15 protein-coding genes and 1 tRNA gene are annotated in these 18504 nt (G+C 60.7%); 14 read left to right on the forward strand and 2 right to left on the reverse strand.

The window, feature by feature from the left end; genetic code table 11:
* From ACFPN5_RS06065 to ACFPN5_RS06125, 13 genes are all read left to right on the forward strand, one after another.
* On the forward strand, positions 1-76 hold a 76-nt coding region (locus tag ACFPN5_RS06065; protein ID WP_465263164.1), incomplete at its 5' end, for an EF-Tu C-terminal domain-related protein.
* 137 nt (positions 77-213) lie between these two features.
* Positions 214-289, forward strand: a tRNA-Trp gene (locus tag ACFPN5_RS06070).
* A 36-nt stretch (positions 290-325) separates the two neighbouring features.
* On the forward strand, positions 326-712 hold the full coding sequence (gene secE, locus ACFPN5_RS06075; protein WP_379781170.1) for a preprotein translocase subunit SecE: 387 nt from the start codon (positions 326-328) through the stop codon (positions 710-712).
* On the forward strand, positions 712-1356 hold the full coding sequence (gene nusG, locus ACFPN5_RS06080; RefSeq protein ID WP_379781172.1) for a transcription termination/antitermination protein NusG: 645 nt from the start codon (positions 712-714) through the stop codon (positions 1354-1356). Before secE ends, nusG begins: the two co-directional genes overlap by 1 nt.
* A 112-nt stretch (positions 1357-1468) precedes the next feature.
* On the forward strand, positions 1469-1900 hold the full coding sequence (gene rplK / locus ACFPN5_RS06085) for a 50S ribosomal protein L11 (protein ID WP_192055850.1): 432 nt from the start codon (positions 1469-1471) through the stop codon (positions 1898-1900).
* The gene (rplA, locus tag ACFPN5_RS06090; protein WP_379781174.1) at positions 1900-2595 is read left to right on the forward strand and encodes a 50S ribosomal protein L1; all 696 of its coding nucleotides are present in this window, start codon (positions 1900-1902) and stop codon (positions 2593-2595) included. The genes rplK and rplA overlap by 1 nt, the downstream gene beginning before the upstream one ends.
* A gap of 273 nt (positions 2596-2868) precedes the next feature.
* Positions 2869-3399 carry a 50S ribosomal protein L10 gene (gene rplJ / locus ACFPN5_RS06095; RefSeq protein ID WP_379781176.1) on the forward strand — a complete coding sequence of 177 codons (531 nt, stop codon included), beginning with the start codon at positions 2869-2871 and terminating at the stop codon, positions 3397-3399.
* 63 nt (positions 3400-3462) lie between these two features.
* Complete coding sequence (gene rplL / locus ACFPN5_RS06100; protein ID WP_379781178.1) at positions 3463-3837, forward strand: 50S ribosomal protein L7/L12; 375 nt, start codon at positions 3463-3465, stop codon at positions 3835-3837.
* A 278-nt stretch (positions 3838-4115) separates the two neighbouring features.
* Positions 4116-8225, forward strand: coding sequence for a DNA-directed RNA polymerase subunit beta (gene rpoB / locus ACFPN5_RS06105; RefSeq protein ID WP_379781180.1), 4110 nt, complete (start codon positions 4116-4118; stop codon positions 8223-8225).
* A 149-nt stretch (positions 8226-8374) separates the two neighbouring features.
* Positions 8375-12625: a DNA-directed RNA polymerase subunit beta' gene (rpoC, locus tag ACFPN5_RS06110; RefSeq protein WP_379781182.1), complete on the forward strand. Its 4251-nt coding sequence runs from the start codon at positions 8375-8377 to the stop codon at positions 12623-12625.
* Positions 12626-12752: 127 nt separating this feature from the next.
* Complete coding sequence (locus ACFPN5_RS06115) at positions 12753-13250, forward strand: arsinothricin resistance N-acetyltransferase ArsN1 family B (RefSeq protein ID WP_379781184.1); 498 nt, start codon at positions 12753-12755, stop codon at positions 13248-13250.
* A 28-nt stretch (positions 13251-13278) separates the two neighbouring features.
* The gene (locus ACFPN5_RS06120) at positions 13279-13842 is read left to right on the forward strand and encodes a cysteine hydrolase family protein (RefSeq protein WP_379781186.1); all 564 of its coding nucleotides are present in this window, start codon (positions 13279-13281) and stop codon (positions 13840-13842) included.
* Positions 13843-14045: 203 nt separating this feature from the next.
* Positions 14046-14732, forward strand: a complete 687-nt coding sequence (locus ACFPN5_RS06125) for an alpha/beta hydrolase (protein ID WP_379781188.1) — start codon at positions 14046-14048, stop codon at positions 14730-14732.
* 38 nt (positions 14733-14770) lie between these two features.
* Here ACFPN5_RS06125 and ACFPN5_RS06130 read toward each other — a convergent pair whose 3' ends face one another.
* The gene (locus tag ACFPN5_RS06130) at positions 14771-16030 is read right to left on the reverse strand and encodes a hypothetical protein (protein WP_379781190.1); all 1260 of its coding nucleotides are present in this window, start codon (positions 16028-16030) and stop codon (positions 14771-14773) included.
* 210 nt (positions 16031-16240) lie between these two features.
* Here ACFPN5_RS06130 and sodC point away from each other — a divergent pair, with 210 nt between their 5' ends.
* Complete coding sequence (gene sodC / locus ACFPN5_RS06135; RefSeq protein ID WP_379781192.1) at positions 16241-16768, forward strand: superoxide dismutase [Cu-Zn] SodC; 528 nt, start codon at positions 16241-16243, stop codon at positions 16766-16768.
* A 57-nt stretch (positions 16769-16825) separates the two neighbouring features.
* On the opposite strand, the gene ACFPN5_RS06140 is transcribed toward sodC, so the two are convergent.
* Positions 16826-18457 (reverse strand): M28 family peptidase, encoded by a 1632-nt coding sequence (locus tag ACFPN5_RS06140; protein ID WP_379781476.1) that lies wholly within the window; start codon positions 18455-18457, stop codon positions 16826-16828.
* Positions 18458-18504 lie beyond the last annotated feature (47 nt).

The following is an 18504-nucleotide window of genomic DNA, read 5'->3' on the forward strand; positions in this document are numbered from 1 at the left end:
AGAAGGCCTGCGCTTCGCAATCCGCGAAGGCGGCCGTACCGTCGGCGCCGGCGTGGTTGCAAAGATCCTGGCTTAAGTTTCAAGAAGTTTGTAGTAGGCATTAAAAAGTAGTAAACCTTTTGAAGGAGAGAATTTATTCCTCTCCTTCAAAAAAAACATTCTCCACCATACGCGCGTATGGTGTAGAATGCGCGATTCAGCTGAAGTCTTCGTAGGGGTGTAGCTCAATTGGCAGAGCGTCGGTCTCCAAAACCGAAGGTCGCGGGTTCGATTCCCTCCGCCCCTGCCACCGAATTCTGGTGCGCAGCACCGAAAGTAAAGAAGAATGTCTAATCAATCCGTGCAAACCGTTAGCACCTCGAATGACAAGTTTAAGGTGGTCCTGGCGGTGGTTGCCGCGATTGCAGGCGTAGTCGGGTTCTTTTACCTGAAAGGCCAAAACAAACCAGCCTTGGTCGCCGGCGGCGCCCTGATGGCTGGTTTAGTTTTTGCTCTCCTGCTTTTGTGGACGTCCACCACCGGCCGCGAGTTCTTGAACTTCGCCAAAGAGTCCGTCCGTGAGGTCAAGAAGGTTGTCTGGCCGACCCGCAAGGAAGCGACTTCGATCACCATGATCGTGTTCGCTTTTGTCGTCGTCATGGCGCTCTTCCTGTGGGGCACGGACAAGCTGCTGGGATTCCTGTTGTACGACCTGGTTCTTGGGTGGAAATAATGAGCGATAACGTGCAAGACAATGCGCCGGACGAAGTTCCGGCGGCCGGCGTCCCGGCACAAGATGCTGGTGCAGCTCCGGTTGACGCCGCTCCGGTGAGCGTCCCGGTCAGCAACAAGCGCTGGTACGTCGTTCACGTCTACTCCGGTATGGAAAAGAGCGTCATGCGCGCCCTGACCGAGCGCATCGAGCGCGCCGGCATGAGCGAGCAGTTCGGCCAGATCCTGGTCCCGACCGAAGAAGTCGTGGAAGTCAAGAACGGCAGCAAATCGGTTACCGAGCGCCGCTTCTTCCCTGGCTACGTGCTGGTCGAGATGGAAATGACCGACGAGACCTGGCACCTGGTGAAGAACACCAGCAAGGTCACCGGTTTCATCGGCGGCAAATCGAACAAGCCAACCCCGATTCCAGCGCGCGAGATCGACAAGATCATGCAGCAGGTCCAGGAAGGCGTCGAGAAGCCACGGCCGAAAGTGCTGTACGAAGTGGGCGAGCAGGTCCGCATCAAGGAAGGCCCGTTCACCGACTTCAACGGCAACGTCGAGGAAGTGAATTACGAAAAATCGAAGGTGCGTGTGACTGTCACCATCTTCGGCCGCGCAACTCCGGTGGAACTGGAGTTCGGGCAAGTCGAAAAAGTTTAAACGCAATAATCGGAGCGTCGCAGCAGCAAGGCGGAATCCGGTAAGAGGAGCCCCGCCGAGCTAGGTAGTAGCGGTGGGGCGCTACTACTCAAAGCCAATTTAGGAGCCATCCATGGCCAAGAAGATTATTGGTTTTATCAAGCTGCAAGTTGCAGCTGGTAAAGCAAACCCATCCCCACCGATCGGCCCAGCACTGGGTCAGCGCGGCCTGAACATCATGGAATTCTGCAAGGCGTTCAACGCCCAGACCCAGGGTCTCGAGCCAGGCATGCCGATCCCAGTCGTGATCACCGCGTTCGCCGACAAGTCCTTCACCTTCGTGATGAAGACCCCACCGGCAACCTACCTGATCAAGAAAGCCGCTGGCATCACCAAAGGTTCGCCGAAGCCACATACCGACAAGGTTGGCACGCTGACCCGTGCGCAGGCTGAAGAAATCGCAAAAACCAAGCAGCCGGACCTGACCGCAGCCGACATGGACGCCGCAGTGCGTATCATCGCCGGTTCGGCACGTTCGATGGGCATCACGGTGGAGGGTCTGTAATGGCTAAGCTGTCCAAGCGCGTCAAAGAAATGAAAGCGAAAGTCGACCGTAACAAGGTCTACGCCTTCGACAACGCACTGTCGCTCGTCAAGGAATTCGCAACCGCCAAGTTCAACGAGTCGATCGACGTCGCCGTTCAACTGGGCGTGGATCCGAAGAAGTCGGACCAGGTCGTTCGTGGTTCGGTCGTCCTGCCAGCAGGCACCGGCAAGACCGTTCGTGTCGCCGTGTTCGCCTCCGGCGACAAGGCCGAAGCTGCCCGTGCAGCCGGCGCCGACATCGTCGGTATGGAAGACCTGGCTGAGCGCGTCAAAGCCGGCGACATGCCGTTCGACGTCGTCATCGCCTCGCCAGACACCATGCGTATCGTCGGTACCCTGGGCCAGATCCTGGGCCCACGCGGCCTGATGCCTAACCCGAAGGTCGGCACCGTCACCCCTGACGTCGCCACCGCGGTGAAGAACGCCAAAGCCGGTCAGGTCCAGTACCGTACCGACAAAGGCGGCATCATCCACGCAACGATCGGCCGCAAGTCGTTCGCTGACGCCGACCTGAAGGCCAACCTGGCTGCCCTGATCGACGCACTGAACAAGGCCAAGCCGGCCACCTCGAAGGGCGTATACCTGCGCAAGGTGGCGATCTCGTCGACGATGGGCGCTGGCGTCCGTGTCGATCACGCTTCGATCGCCGCTTAAATTTTAGAAGAATCAAGTCCCCGCAAAACATTAGCGGGGCGCATCTTTGGGCTGTCGGGGCTGAATCAGCTCCGGCAGGCAATCAAAGACCGTTGGGCCGGGAGCAGTGGTTGGGCAACTGGTTAATACATCACCCAACGCAGATGGTGTACCCGAACAAGTTTTGTAGTCCATGCTGCGTGAATTCATCCGCGTTAGTTTGACTTCTTAACTTCGGACGCCGTGTTCGAACCGATGCGAACGCTTTTGTTTGCATCATTTAAGGAGATGACCGTGGGTCTTAATCTGAATGACAAAAAGGCTGTCGTCGAAGAAGTGAGCGCGAAAGTAGCATCCGCGCAAACGATCGTCGTCGCCGAGTACCGTGGCATCCAGGTTAGTCACTTGACGAAACTCCGTGCAGCCGCGCGCTCGCAGGGTGTGTACCTGCGTGTTCTGAAGAACACGCTGGCACGCCGCTCTGTCGAAGGCACGCAGTTTGCCCCGCTGGCTGACGCCATGACCGGTCCGCTGATCTATTCGATCTCGGACGACGCCGTTGCTGCCGCTAAAGTCATCGCTGACTTTGCGAAAACCAACGACAAGCTGGTCGTGAAAGCCGGTAACTACGCTGGTAAGCAGCTCGACGTTGCTGCTGTTACCGCGTTGGCAAGCATCCCATCCCGTGAAGTCCTCATCTCGCAGCTGTTGGGCGTGATGCTGGCTCCGGTGTCGGGCTTTGCACGTGGCTTGGCTGCCCTGGCAGCGAAAAAAGGCGAAGGTTCGGAAGCTGCTCCTGCAGCCGAAGAAACCGCTGCAGCGTAAGCGCGGCCTTTTTTCTCAAGTAACTGATCTGTACTACAAACACACACAAATCTGGAGTTTCAAATGGCAATTAGCAAAGACGATATCCTGAACGCAGTGAGCGAAATGTCCGTCATGGACCTGAACGACCTGGTCAAGGCATTCGAAGAGAAGTTTGGCGTGTCGGCAGCTGCAATGGCAGCACCGGCAGCTGGCGGCGGCGCTGCTGCTGCTGCTGTCGAAGAGCAGACCGAATTCAACGTCGTGCTGACCGAAATCGGCGCGAACAAGGTCGGCGTCATCAAAGCCGTCCGTGAAATCACCGGTCTGGGCCTGAAAGAAGCCAAGGACGTGGTTGACGGTGCACCAAAGACCGTCAAGGAAGCCATGCCTAAAGCTGACGCTGAAGCCGCCAAGAAGAAGCTGGAAGATGCTGGCGCCAAGGCAGAACTGAAGTAATCAAAAGCAATGGGCATCGCAAGGTGCCCAACGCCCGAGTCAAAGCTTGCAAGCCCCGTCGGAAGGCGGTGCTGCGGCTTTGGCTCTTTTGTCGTCCCTGCGGCAAACGCAACATGCTTGGTACCACCGCAACACGGCAGGAATCGTAGCACAGCATCAGCAGCACGCTAGTCCCTTTTCATTTGATGGAACAGCAAGAGACTTGAGGCCTTGTATGTGGTCGCTCCACCACTGGCAATCCCTGAATTCTCATCCTTTCTGTCACTCACGGAGTGTCCATGCACTACTCATTTACTGAGAAGAAACGCATTCGCAAGTCGTTCGCGAAGCGCGCCAACGTTCACAACGTTCCATATCTTCTGGCTACCCAGCTTGAATCCTACGAGAATTTCCTGCAAGCGGACGGCGTGCCGTCCGGCCGCAAGAACGAAGGCCTGCAGTCGGCCTTCAGCTCGATCTTCCCGATCGTGTCGCACAACGGCTTCGCTCGTCTCGAATTCCTGTCCTACGTGCTGGGCGACCCCGCGTTCGACGTCAAGGAATGCCAGCAGCGCGGCCTGACCTTCGCCTCGCCACTGCGCGCCAAAGTGCGCCTGGTGATCCTGGACAAGGAATCGCCGACCAAGCCGGTCGTCAAGGAAATGAAAGAGCAGGAAGTGTACATGGGCGAATTGCCGCTCATGACCGCTAATGGTTCGTTCGTCATCAACGGCACCGAACGTGTGATCGTCTCCCAGCTGCACCGCTCGCCGGGCGTGTTCTTCGAGCACGACCGCGGCAAGACGCACTCGTCGGGCAAGCTGCTCTTCTCGGCACGTATCATTCCTTACCGCGGCTCCTGGCTGGACTTCGAGTTCGACCCGAAAGACATCCTGTTCTTCCGCGTCGACCGTCGCCGCAAGATGCCGGTGACGATCCTGCTGAAGGCCATTGGCATGACGCCGGAACAGATCCTGGCGAACTTCTTCGTGTTCGACAACTTCACCCTGCGCTCGGAAGGCGGGGAAATCGAATTCGTGTCCGAGCGACTGCGCGGCGAAGTTGCGCGCTTCGACATCGTCGATCCGAAGACCGGCAAGACCCTGGTCACCAAGGACAAGCGCATCAATGCCAAGCATGTGCGCGATATCGAAGCGGCCGGCATCAAGGCCATCTCGGTTCCTGAAGACTACCTGATCGGCCGTATCCTGGCCCGCAACATCGTTGACGCCGACACCGGCGAAATCATCGCGTCCGCCAACGACGAGCTGACCGACGAGCTGCTGGGCAAACTGCGCGACGCCGACGTCGACGCGATCCAGACCCTGTACACGAACGACCTGGACCAGGGCGGCTACATCTCGCAGACCCTGCGCACCGACGACACCGCCGACCAGATGGCCGCGCGCGTGGCGATCTACCGCATGATGCGTCCTGGCGAACCACCAACCGAAGAGTCGGTGGAAGCCCTGTTCAACGGCCTGTTCTACAGCCCTGAGCGCTACGACCTGTCGGCCGTCGGCCGCATGAAGTTCAACCGCCGCATCGGCCGCGACGAACTGACCGGCGCCATGACGCTGTCGAACGACGACATCCTGGCCGTGATCAAGATCCTGGTCGAGCTGCGCAATGGCCGCGGCGAAGTCGACGATATCGATCACCTGGGTAACCGCCGCGTGCGTTGCGTGGGCGAACTGGCCGAAAACCAGTTCCGCGCCGGCCTCGTGCGCGTCGAGCGTGCAGTGAAAGAACGCCTCGGCCAGGCCGAAGCGGACAACCTGATGCCGCACGATTTGATCAATTCCAAGCCGATCTCGGCCGCGATCCGCGAATTCTTCGGTTCGTCGCAGCTGTCGCAGTTCATGGACCAGACCAACCCGCTGTCGGAAATCACGCACAAGCGTCGTGTTTCCGCCCTGGGACCTGGCGGCCTGACGCGCGAACGTGCGGGCTTCGAGGTGCGCGACGTGCACCCGACCCACTACGGCCGCGTCTGCCCGATCGAAACGCCTGAAGGCCCGAACATCGGCCTGATCAACTCGCTGGCACTGTACGCCCGCCTGAACGAATACGGCTTCCTGGAAACCCCGTACCGCAAGGTCGAAGGTTCGAAGGTCACCGACAAGATCGATTACCTGTCCGCCATCGAAGAAGGCCGCTACATCATCGCCCAGGCGAATGCAGCGATCAACGAAGAAGGCCAGCTGGTCGACGAACTGGTCTCGGCACGTGAAGCCGGCGAAACGATCCTCGTCTCGCCAGAGCGCATCCAGTACATGGACGTCGCCCCTGGCCAGATCGTCTCGGTCGCAGCCTCGCTGATTCCGTTCCTCGAGCACGATGACGCGAACCGTGCACTGATGGGCGCGAACATGCAGCGCCAGGCCGTGCCTTGCCTGCGTCCTGAAAAGGCGCTGGTCGGTACCGGTATCGAGCGCACCGTCGCGGTCGACTCGGGTACCACCGTGCAGGCCATCCGTGGCGGCGTCGTGGATTACATCGATGCGGGCCGTGTGGTTATTCGTGTCAACGACGACGAAGCAACCGCGGGCGAAGTCGGTGTCGACATCTACAACCTGATCAAGTACACCCGTTCGAACCAGAACACCAACATCAACCAGCGTCCGATCGTGCAGGTTGGCGACCGCGTTGCCCGTGGCGACGTGATTGCCGACGGCGCATCGACCGACCTGGGCGAGCTGGCCCTGGGCCAGAACATGCTGGTCGCGTTCATGCCGTGGAACGGTTTGAACTTCGAGGATTCGATCCTGATCTCGGAAAACGTCGTCAAGGACGACCGTTACACCTCGATCCACATCGAAGAGCTGTCGGTTGTCGCCCGCGACACCAAGCTCGGCGCGGAAGAAATCACCCGCGACATCTCGAACCTGGCTGAAAACCAGCTGGCGCGCCTGGATGAATCGGGCATCGTCTACATCGGCGCGGAAGTCACCGCCGGCGACGTGCTGGTCGGTAAGGTCACGCCAAAAGGCGAGACCCAGCTGACGCCGGAAGAAAAGCTGCTGCGCGCGATCTTCGGCGAAAAAGCGTCGGACGTGAAAGACACCTCGCTGCGCGTGCCTTCGGGCATGGTCGGCACCGTGATCGACGTGCAGGTGTTCACCCGCGAAGGCATCACCCGCGACAAGCGCGCCCAGCAGATCATCGACGATGAGCTGAAGCGTTTCCGCCTGGACCTGAACGACCAGATGCGTATCGTGGAGGGCGACGCCTTCCAGCGTCTGGAGCGTATGCTGGTGGGTAAGGTCGTCAACGGTGGCCCGAAGAAGCTGGCGAAAGGTGCGGTTATTACGTCGGAATACCTGGCGGACCTGGACAAGTTCCACTGGTTCGACATCCGTCCGGCTGATGATGAGTCCGCTAACGCACTCGAAGCGATCAAGGAATCGATCAACGAGAAGCGTCACCAGTACGACCTGGCCTTCGAAGAGAAGCGCAAGAAGCTGACGCAAGGCGACGAGCTGCAGCCTGGCGTGCAAAAGATGGTCAAGGTCTACCTGGCCGTCAAGCGCCGCCTGCAGTCGGGCGACAAGATGGCAGGCCGCCACGGTAACAAGGGTGTGGTCTCGCGTATCGTGCCGGTGGAAGACATGCCGTTCATGGCGGACGGCACTCCAGCCGACGTCGTGCTGAACCCGCTGGGCGTTCCGTCGCGTATGAACGTCGGCCAGATCCTCGAAACCCACCTCGGTTGGGCAGCGAAGGGCCTGGGCCTGCGTATCGGCGAAATGCTGCAGAAGCAGGCAGCCGTCGAAGAAGTCCGTGGTTTCCTCGGCCAGGTCTACAACGAGACCGGCAAGAAGGAAGACCTCGACGGCTTCAACGACGAGGAAATCATGGGCCTGGCCGGCAACCTGAAGAAGGGTGTGCCGTTCGCGACGCCGGTCTTCGACGGCGCGCACGAGTCGGAAATCCATCGCATGCTGGACCTGGCTTACCCGGACCACATTGCCGCGCACCTCGGCATGACCCCGTCGAAGAACCAGGTCACCATGTACGACGGCCGCACCGGCGAAGCGTTCGAGCGCAAGGTCACCGTTGGCTACATGCACATGCTGAAGCTGCACCACCTGGTCGACGACAAGATGCACGCGCGTTCGACCGGTCCGTACTCGCTGGTGACGCAGCAGCCGCTGGGCGGTAAAGCCCAGTTCGGTGGCCAGCGCTTCGGTGAGATGGAGGTGTGGGCACTGGAAGCGTACGGCGCATCGTACGTGCTGCAGGAAATGCTGACTGTGAAGTCGGATGACGTGAATGGCCGTACCAAGGTGTACGAGAACCTGGTCAAAGGCGACCACGTGATCGACGCCGGCATGCCTGAATCGTTCAACGTGCTGGTCAAGGAAATCCGCTCGCTGGGTATCGATATCGACCTCGAGCGTAACTAAGAAGCAGAGAAGGGAGGCAAGGTCGAGCAATCAGGCCTTGCCTTTTGGACGGGAGCCCCAAAGTACTCCCGTTCCCCTTTCGAAATGCCGCTTGGTTTGGGTCGCACTAGCGTCCCGAAATAGAAATTTAGTCACCTCTGGAGTGATACATGAAAGCACTGCTCGATCTATTCAAGCAAGTACAGCAAAACGAGAGCTTCGACGCCATCAAGATTGGCCTGGCGTCGCCCGAAAAAATTCGTTCGTGGTCGTTCGGTGAAGTCAAGAAGCCCGAGACCATCAACTACCGTACCTTCAAGCCTGAGCGTGACGGCCTGTTCTGCGCCAAGATCTTTGGCCCGATCAAGGATTACGAGTGCCTGTGCGGCAAATACAAGCGCCTGAAGCATCGTGGCGTGATCTGCGAGAAGTGCGGCGTCGAAGTCACGCTGGCCAAGGTGCGCCGTGAGCGCATGGGCCACATCGAACTGGCTTCGCCAACCGCGCACATCTGGTTCCTGAAGTCGCTGCCGTCGCGTCTGGGCATGGTCCTGGACATGACGCTGCGGGATATCGAACGCGTCCTGTACTTCGAAGCATACGTCGTGACCGATCCTGGCATGACCCCGCTGAAGAAGTGCCAGATCATGTCGGAAGACGATTACGCCGCCAAGTACGAAGAGTACGGCGACGACTTCACCGCCTACATGGGCGCCGAAGGTATCCGTGAACTGCTGCGCTCGATCGACATCCACCGCGATGCCGAAGCCCTGCGCGTGGAACTGAAGGAATCGAAGTCCGAAGCGAAGATCAAGAAATACGCCAAGCGCCTGAAAGTGCTCGAGGCATTCCAGCGTTCGGGCATCAAGCCGGACTGGATGATCATGGAAGTGCTCCCGGTCCTGCCGCCGGAGCTGCGTCCGCTCGTCCCGCTGGATGGCGGCCGTTTCGCGACCTCCGACCTGAACGACCTGTATCGCCGCGTCATCAACCGTAATAACCGCCTGAAGCGCCTGATGGAACTGCGCGCACCGGAAATCATTACGCGTAACGAAAAGCGCATGCTGCAGGAAGCAGTCGACTCGCTGCTGGACAACGGCCGTCGCGGCAAAGCGATGACCGGTGCCAACAAGCGTCCGCTGAAGTCGCTGGCCGAGATGATCAAGGGTAAAGGCGGCCGTTTCCGTCAGAACCTGCTGGGCAAGCGCGTCGACTACTCGGGCCGTTCGGTCATCGTGGTCGGTCCGCAGCTGAAACTGCACCAGTGCGGCCTGCCGAAGCTGATGGCCCTGGAACTGTTCAAGCCATTCATCTTCAACAAGCTCGAACTGATGGGTCTGGCAACGACCATCAAGGCGGCGAAGAAGCTGGTCGAAATCCAGGAACCGGTGGTCTGGGACATCCTGGAAGACGTCATCAAAGAACACCCGGTCATGCTGAACCGTGCACCAACCCTGCACCGTCTCGGTATCCAGGCGTTCGAGCCGGTCCTGATCGAAGGTAAAGCAATCCAGCTGCACCCGCTGGTCTGCGCGGCGTTCAACGCCGACTTCGACGGTGACCAGATGGCCGTCCACGTGCCGCTGTCGATCGAAGCGCAGATGGAAGCGCGTACCCTGATGCTGGCGTCGAACAACATCCTGTTCCCGTCGAACGGCGAGCCGTCGATCGTGCCGTCCCAGGATATCGTGCTGGGTCTGTACTACGCAACGCGCGAGGCGATCAACGCCAAGGGCGAGGGCATGCTGTTCCCGGACGTGTCGGAAGTCATCCGCGCGTACGACAACAAGGAAGTCGAACTGGCGACCCGTATTACGGTTCGTATCGTCGAGTTCCCACGTGTTGCCGGCAGCGACGAGTTCGAGCGCACCGTGACCCGTTACGAGACGACCGTCGGCCGTGCGATCCTGTCCGAGATCCTGCCGAAGGGCCTGCCATTCTCGGTGCTGAACCGCGCCCTGAAGAAGAAGGAAATCTCGAAGCTGATCAACACGTCGTTCCGCAAGTGCGGCCTGCGTGCGACCGTCGTGTTTGCCGACAAGCTGATGCAGTCGGGCTTCCGCCTGGCGACGCGCGCCGGTATCTCGATCGCCGTCGACGACATGATGATCCCGGACGTCAAGAAGGGCATGATCGCGACCGCCGAAGCGGAAGTGAAGCAGATCGAGCAGCAGTACAGCTCGGGTCTGGTCACCGCCGGCGAGCGTTACAACAAGGTCGTCGACATATGGGGCAAGACCTCCGATGAAGTCGGCAAGGCGATGATGGACCAGCTGAAAGTCGAGCCGGTCACCCGTCGTGACGGCACCCAAGGCACCCAGGAATCGTTCAACGCGATTTACATGATGGCCGACTCGGGCGCCCGTGGTTCGGCAGCCCAGATTCGCCAGTTGGCTGGTATGCGAGGCCTGATGGCCAAGCCGGACGGTTCGATTATCGAAACGCCGATTACCGCGAACTTCCGCGAAGGCCTGAACGTGTTGCAGTACTTCATCTCGACGCACGGCGCCCGTAAGGGTCTGGCCGACACCGCGCTGAAGACGGCAAACTCGGGTTACCTGACCCGCCGCCTGGTCGACGTGACCCAGGATCTGGTGGTGATCGAGGACGATTGCGGCACCAACAACGGCACGCACATGAAGGCAATGGTCGAAGGTGGTGAAGTCATCGAAGCCCTGCGCGACCGTATCCTCGGCCGCGTGACGGGTCACGATGTCGTCAATCCTGAGACCCAGGAAACCGTGTACCCGGCCGGCACCCTGCTGGACGAAGACATGGTCGAAGAGATCGAGCGCCTCGGCATCGACGAAGTCAAGGTCCGCACCCCGCTGAACTGCGACACCCGTTATGGCCTGTGCGCATCCTGCTACGGCCGCGACCTGGGCCGCGGCTCGATGGTCAACAGCGGCGAAGCAGTCGGTGTGGTTGCAGCACAGTCGATTGGTGAGCCGGGTACCCAGCTGACCATGCGTACCTTCCACATCGGTGGTGCGGCGTCGCGTGCGGCAGTGGCATCGTCGGTGGAAGCCAAGTCGAACGGCACGGTGCGCTTCACGGCCACCATGCGTTACGTGACCAACGGCAAGGGCGCGCAGATCGTCATCTCGCGTTCGGGCGAAGTCCTGATCACGGACGACCACGGCCGCGAGCGCGAGCGCCACAAGGTGCCGTACGGTGCGACCCTGATGGTCAAGGACGGCATGACCGTCAAGGCCGGTATCGCGCTGGCCACCTGGGATCCGCTGACCCGTCCGATCATTACCGAGTACGCCGGTACGATCCGCTTCGAGAACGTGGAAGAGGGCGTCACCGTTGCTCGCCAGGTCGACGAAGTGACCGGTCTGTCGACCCTGGTCGCAATCGATCCGAAGCGTCGTGGTTCGGCTGGTAAAGTCGTGCGTCCGCAGGTCAAACTGCTGAACGAAGAAGGCCAGGAAGTCAAGATCGCCGGCACCGAACACGCCGTGACGATCGGTTTCCAGATCGGCTCGCTGATCATGGTGAAGGACGGCCAGGCTGTCTCGGTGGGTGAAGTGCTGGCACGTATCCCGACCGAATCGCAGAAGACCCGTGACATTACCGGTGGTCTGCCACGCGTTGCCGAGCTGTTCGAAGCACGTTCGCCGAAAGACGCGGGCATGCTGGCCGAAGTCACCGGTACCGTCGCCTTCGGTAAGGAAACGAAGGGCAAGCAGCGTCTGGAAATCACGGACATGGACGGCAACAAGCACGAGTTCCTGATTACCAAGGACAAGCAAGTGCTGGTGCACGACGGCCAGGTGGTGAACAAGGGCGAGATGATCGTCGATGGTCCGGCCGATCCGCAGGACATCCTGCGCCTGCTGGGTATCGAAGCGCTGGCCCGTTACATCGTCGACGAAGTGCAGGACGTCTACCGTCTGCAGGGCGTGAAGATCAACGACAAGCACATCGAAGTGATTGTTCGTCAGATGTTGCGCCGTGTGGCGATCGTCGAAGCCGGCGACACCGACTACATCGTCGGCGAGCAGGTGGAGCGTTCGGAGCTGCTGGAAGAGAACGATCGCATGGACGCCGCAGGCAAACTGCCGGCAACCTACGAAAACGTGCTGCTGGGTATTACCAAGGCATCGCTGTCGACCGATTCGTTCATCTCGGCCGCATCGTTCCAGGAAACCACCCGCGTGCTGACCGAAGCGGCGATCATGGGCAAGCGCGACGGCCTGCGCGGCCTGAAGGAAAACGTCATCGTCGGCCGCCTGATTCCTGGCGGTACCGGTCTGGCATTCCACCGTGCCCGCAAGGAGAAGGAAGTGTGGGAGGCGGAAGAGCGCCAGGCACTGCTGCAGCAGGAGAAGGCCAACATGGCTGCCGAACTGCAGGCGATGGAAGACCAGCAGAATGCTGCAGCTCCGGCTGAGCATCATGGGGATGGCGAGTAATCGTCGGAACTAGCTGAACAAGACGGCACCTTCGGGTGCCGTTTTTTTTTGCCCATGGTCCCTAGAACGAATACACGCTACTATCAAGCATAGTTGCTTAATAAACATTCCTGCTGACCCGTCCACCATGACACGAATCATTCGCCCCGTGCACCCCGCCGATGCGGACCGCATCTGCGCCATCTATAACCATTACGTCGCGACCACCACCATCTCTTTCGAAGAAGAGCCGGTAGCGGCAACCGAGATGCAGCAGCGCATCGCGGATGTCACTGCAGCGGAACTGCCCTGGCTGGTGATGGTCGATGGCGACACGCTGATCGGCTACGCCTACGCTACCAAGTGGCGTGCCCGGGCTGCCTACCGCTATTCCGTCGAAAGCTCGATCTATCTCGACCCGGACTATGCAGGGAGGGGTGCGGGCGGCACGCTGTACGAGGCCTTATTGGCTGAACTGAGCCAGCATGACCTGCATCTGGTGATCGGCGGGATCGCGCAGCCGAACGAGGCCAGCGTGCGGTTGCACGAACGGCTGGGGTTTCGCAAGGTGGCGCACTTCAGCGAAGTGGGGCTGAAATTCGGGCGCTGGGTCGATGTTGGGTACTGGCAGTTGGCATTGAACTAATATTGATATGAACGGACTCGTGACGCGAATGCACAAACCACTTCCATGTCTCATCATTATCGATATGCAAAAGGGGATGGCGCAGCCTGAAGCAGGGACCCGCAACAATTCTGATGCGGAATTGCATATTGCTCAGCTTTTGAATACTTGGCGCGCTGCCGGTGCGCAGGTCGTGCATGTGCGGCACATTTCGCGCTCATCGGCGTCGCCCTTCGCGCCAGGGCAATCCGGGGTCGAGTTTCAGGAAGCGCTGCTGCCACTGCCGCACGAGCATGTGGTCGAGAAAAACGTCACGGACGCGTTCATTAATACGGGGCTCGAGCGTTGGCTGCGGGTGCGTGGGGTGGATGAGGTCGTCTTTGTTGGCGTGAGCACCAATTATTCGGTGGAAGCGAGTGCGCGTACGGCGGGTAATCTCGGCTTCAAGTCGGTGGTCGTGTCGGACGCGACCTTTGCATTTGCCATGCGTGACTATGCGGGCGTGCAGCGCAGTGCGGAGGAGGTGCATGCGATGTCGCTGGCGAATCTGGATGGGGAATACGCGACGATTATGACGACGCAGGCTTTGCTTGAGCAGACGGCTGCGGGCTGACAGGGGCATGCTTCCGGACGGTACATTGGCTGGTTGAACGCGTGGGCGGCATTACCGCAGCGTGAATGCGTGTTGGCGGGTGTAGCCGCACACCCTACATCCCTCCGATATGCAGTGGTGTTCGGCCGCAAACAACACCAGGCGAATCTCGCGCCATGGGCCATCGCACGGTTTTACACTGCCCTCGAACAGGAGGGAACAGCATGAACGACCGTGGTCATCTTGACGTGGAGCTGCCGGCGGCCGGCGCCGTGCCAACGTCGGGCGCCGCGACCGGCCTGCAAAAGCTGGATATCGGGAGCCGGCGCGACAGTTATATCTATGTGCCGGAGCACTATCGGGTGGATCGGCCGCTGCCGCTGGTCCTCCTGCTGCACGGGGCCGGCGGCCATGCCCACGATGGCTTGCGCATCTTCCTGCACCTGGCCGATCACGCCGAGCTGATCCTCGCCGCGCCCGCATCGCATGCGACAACTTGGGACATCATCGCCAAACGCACTTATGGGCCGGACCTGGCCATGGTGGACCGGACGCTCGCGCATGTGTTCGCGCACTACGCGATCGACACGAACCGCATCGGCATTGGCGGCTTCTCGGACGGGGCATCGTATGCGCTGACGCTGGGCCTGGCCAATGGCGAACTGTTCACCCACGTGCTGGCGTTGTCGCCCGGGTTCATCGGTCCAATCGAACAGCAGGGTGCGCCCGCCGTCTTCATTTCCCATGGCGACGCCGATACCGTGCTGCCGGTCGACCCGTGCAGCCGCGCGATCGTTCATCAATTGCGGGCGGCGGGGTATCCGCTGACGTACCGGGAATTCCACGGTGGACATGAGATCCCGCCGGATATTGCGACAGACGCCATCAGCTGGTTCACCGGCAGGCAATAGCGATCCGGCACTGCTGTCAGGCGATCAGCAATGCAGGATCAGCAACGGACGGATGGATTGCTGACAACCATCCTCTTTCCTTGTGTAAGCGCCACGAAGTCGTTCAAGAAATTGCGCAGCGATTCTTCGAAAATACCGCTGTGCTGGATAACGAGGTCGTTATTTGTGTACGCAACGATGAACGGGTTATAGGGCGTGTTCTTCAGCGGCTTCACATGCACATTCTGGAAGCTGCGCTCGGCGCCCAAGTCCATCTTCGCCAGGACGCATGGCCGCTCCACATAATCGGACGGATCGAACGGCCTTTCGCCAAGCGGGCGTTCCAGGTCGACGTGTATTACATGGGTGCGATGCGGGACGTACTCGCCTAGGGCCAGTCCCCACAACTCCGGTGGCCCGCTCATGCGTTGGCCAAAACCTTTCCCGAGCATTCTCGCCGCCGGAAACATCCATTTTCTTGCCCAGTCACCTTCCGACGATAGCACGAGCAACAAAGGCGATTGGGCCGGATGATACGAGCGTCGCGTGCTCAGCTGGTGGATGCTTTCGTACTGCCCGGCTTCCAGGGCCGGGTTGACCAGTACGGTCAGGTCGCCATATCCCTGCAGTACCGCACCGTTTGGAGCGGTATTGAGCTCGTGCTCCAGAGTCTCGGCGACCGCCTTGAAGGCGACCTGTCCCCCAAAACTATGACCGAAGGTTGCAAGGCCCATGAATGGCGCGCCGGGGCGGTTCATCCGGGCTTTGTTGCGCTCGCGGTAAATCCGATTCAGGTTCAGCAGGAACGGTTTCAGGTCGCCCGCGCCGACCTGCTCCGCAGCCTTTTTGCGTCCCCAGAACGTCAGGTAGTTAAGAGGCATCGGCAAGGAGCGGCCACGCCAGCCCACGTAGATGCCGATTACCTTCACGTCACCGCTCGTGGTCAGGGCAAGCCGCGATGCGGTGTAGGGGCCCGGGTTGCCGGTTGGCGCGTCGTCAAGAACAGCCCGGGTTCGCGCCAGCGCGCGGGCAAAGTCGAGCACGTTTGCATCGTCGGTGCGGGCATTGTGATGCCAGCCATGGACGAAGGTGAGGACAATGGTGTTGGTGATCCGGGACTGGTAGGCAATCGTGTCAAGCGCACGCTGTGCTACGGCGGTATCCCATATGTTTCCCTTGTCGTCAAACTGCAGGACGAAGTCATGAGGCTCGTGAAAGAAGCCTTTATCCTGGCGAATGTTGCCGTGACCGTAGCTGCATCCCCACAGCGCCAGCGGCAGTAACACGAGTAGCAGGCAGAGGTAGAGCGCGCGCATCATGCCCCCGAACGTCGTTACCAACCATGCTAGCAGGGTTGTAAATACGCGTATCGACGTTTGTGCGACGCAAAGGACAAAGGGCAAGGCACTCGACTGGCGACGTGAGCCCCGTACGCCGGTCCTACAGAGCACCCCTCGGCAGTCGAATGGTCTACACTCGGGCGCGTTGAATTGTCTCGTTCAAAAACCGGACTAGTGAAAGGGAATCAGATGAAAGCTCAATGGATTTGCGCGGCGCTGCTGTGCTCGACGTATGTAGGGGCGGCCGTGCACGCGGCCGAGATGCGGGCGACGATGAATACGGTGTCGGAGAAGGGTGTCGGCGCGTCGGCCGGGACCGTCACGATCAGCGAAACGAAATACGGGCTGGTCTTCACGCCGGCATTGACCGGATTGCCGCCAGGGGTGCATGGGTTCCACGTGCACGAGAGCGGCAGTTGCGGGACCAACCAGAAGGATGGGAAAGCGGTGCCGGCGGGCGCGGCGGGCGGGCATCTGGACACCACCGGGGCCAAGAAGCATGGCTTGCCGTGGGGCGACGGGCATATCGGTGATTTGCCGGCTTTATACGTGGAGAGTTCGGGGGCGGCGAATAATCCGGTGTTGGCACCGCGCTTGAAGGCGGCCGATGTCAAAGGCAAGGCCTTGATGGTGCATGCGGGTGGGGATAATCATGCGGATCATCCGGCGCCTTTGGGTGGGGGCGGGGCGAGGATTATGTGCGGGATTATTCAGTAAAAACAGAAACGCCCGGCCGATTTTTCGGGCCGGGCGTTTTTGATTGCAGAACGTGGATTACTTGGCGGCGGCGCGGATCTTGCCGAACGCGTCGCCTGCTTTCCACTGCGGCATCTTCGGCGAGTCGGCGATCATGCGGCCCAGGTTCAGCGTGAACTGCGCCTGCTGCACCATGCCGGTCAAATCCCAGCTCGGGTCGTATTCGTCGTTCTGCTGGTGATAGCGCGCGCGGTAGGCCTTGGCCTTGGCGTTGTTCGCTTCCACGTCCTTGGTCCAGGCGCTGCCGCCCCCGACCGAGAAGGCCGGGATGCCGGCTTTCGCAAAACTGAAGTGGTCGCTGCGGAAGTAGCCACCCGCGAGGTCCGGCTTGGCTTCGGCCACGACAAGGCCCATCGATTTCGCGGTGGCCGCCGCCATCGCGCCCAGATCCGTGCGCTCGCTGCCCTGCACACCGATGTCCTTCGCCGCGCCGACGAAATTCAGGCTGTCGAGGTTGAGGTTGGCGGCGGTTTTCGCGGCAGGCCACAGCGGTTTCGCTGCGTAGGCCGCGCTGCCCAGCAGGCCCTGCTCTTCCGCCGCCACCCACAGGAACATCTGCGAACGCTTGGCCGGGTTGCGCGAGGCTTCCTGCGCCATCGCCAGCAGGCCCGCGGTGCCCGATGCGTTGTCGACGGCGCCGTTGAAGATGGTGTCGCCCTCGGTGCCCTGCTTGCCCATGTGGTCCCAGTGGGCGCTGTAGATGACGACTTCGTCCTTCAGCTTCGGATCGGTGCCCGGCACGATGCCGGCCACGTTGTATTCGTTCAGCATGCGGACCGCGGCGCGGGTCTCGCCTTTTACGCGCGCGTTCAGGGTCACCGGCTTGAAGGACTTGTCTTCGGCGGCGGCGCGCAGTTTATCGAGGTCCTGGCCGGCGGCGGCGAACAGTTTGCGGGCAGTGGCGTCGGTCATCCAGCCCTGCATGGCGCTGCCGAGGTCCTTGTCGGCGAGCTGGAAGCGCTCCGCGGCGGCCCAGCTGTTCTGCACCACGCTCCAGCCGTAGGAGGCCGATGCGTCGGTGTGGATCAGGAGGACGCCGGCCGCGCCCTGGCGCGCCGCTTCCTCGAGTTTGTAGGTCCAGCGGCCGTAATAGGTCAGGCCGGCGCCGTTGAAGCGCTTCGGTTCTGCCGCAGTCGGGGCCGGATCGTTCACCAGCATGACCAGCACTTTGCCTTTCGCGTCCAGGCCCTTGAAGTCGTCCCAGCCTTCTTCCGGCGCGCTGATGCCATAGCCGACGAAGACCAGTTCCGCATCCATCTTGTGCTCGGGCTTCGCATCGCCCGGCCCCCACACCCAGTCCGCGCCGAACTGCAGCGGCAGCGCCTTGCCACCGGCGACCAGTGCCACATTGCTCTGCTGCGGCAGCGAACGCACGCCGGCAATTTTCACCTCCTGGCGGAAGCTGTTGCCGTTGGCGGGTTTCAGGCCGGCGGCCAATGCCTGCGTCTCCAGGTAGGTGACGGTCAGCTCGCCGCCGCGCTGGCCGGTGCCGCGTCCTTCGACGGCGTCCGACGCCAGGAAGGCCAGGTGGCCGCGCAGTGGCGCTTCTTTCACAACAGCGGCCGGTGCCTTGGCGGCGTGGGCGGGATAGCAAAGCGCCAGGCTGCTGGCGAGGGCGGTGAGGACGACGGAGGAGACGATCTTGTGCATGGAATCCTGCTGCGAATAGTTGATGGGTACGCTCATGGCGCGCGCCA

Source organism: Massilia niabensis (genome assembly GCF_042655085.1).
In the GTDB taxonomy this organism is placed as follows: Bacteria; Pseudomonadota; Gammaproteobacteria; order Burkholderiales; family Burkholderiaceae_D; genus Telluria; species Telluria niabensis.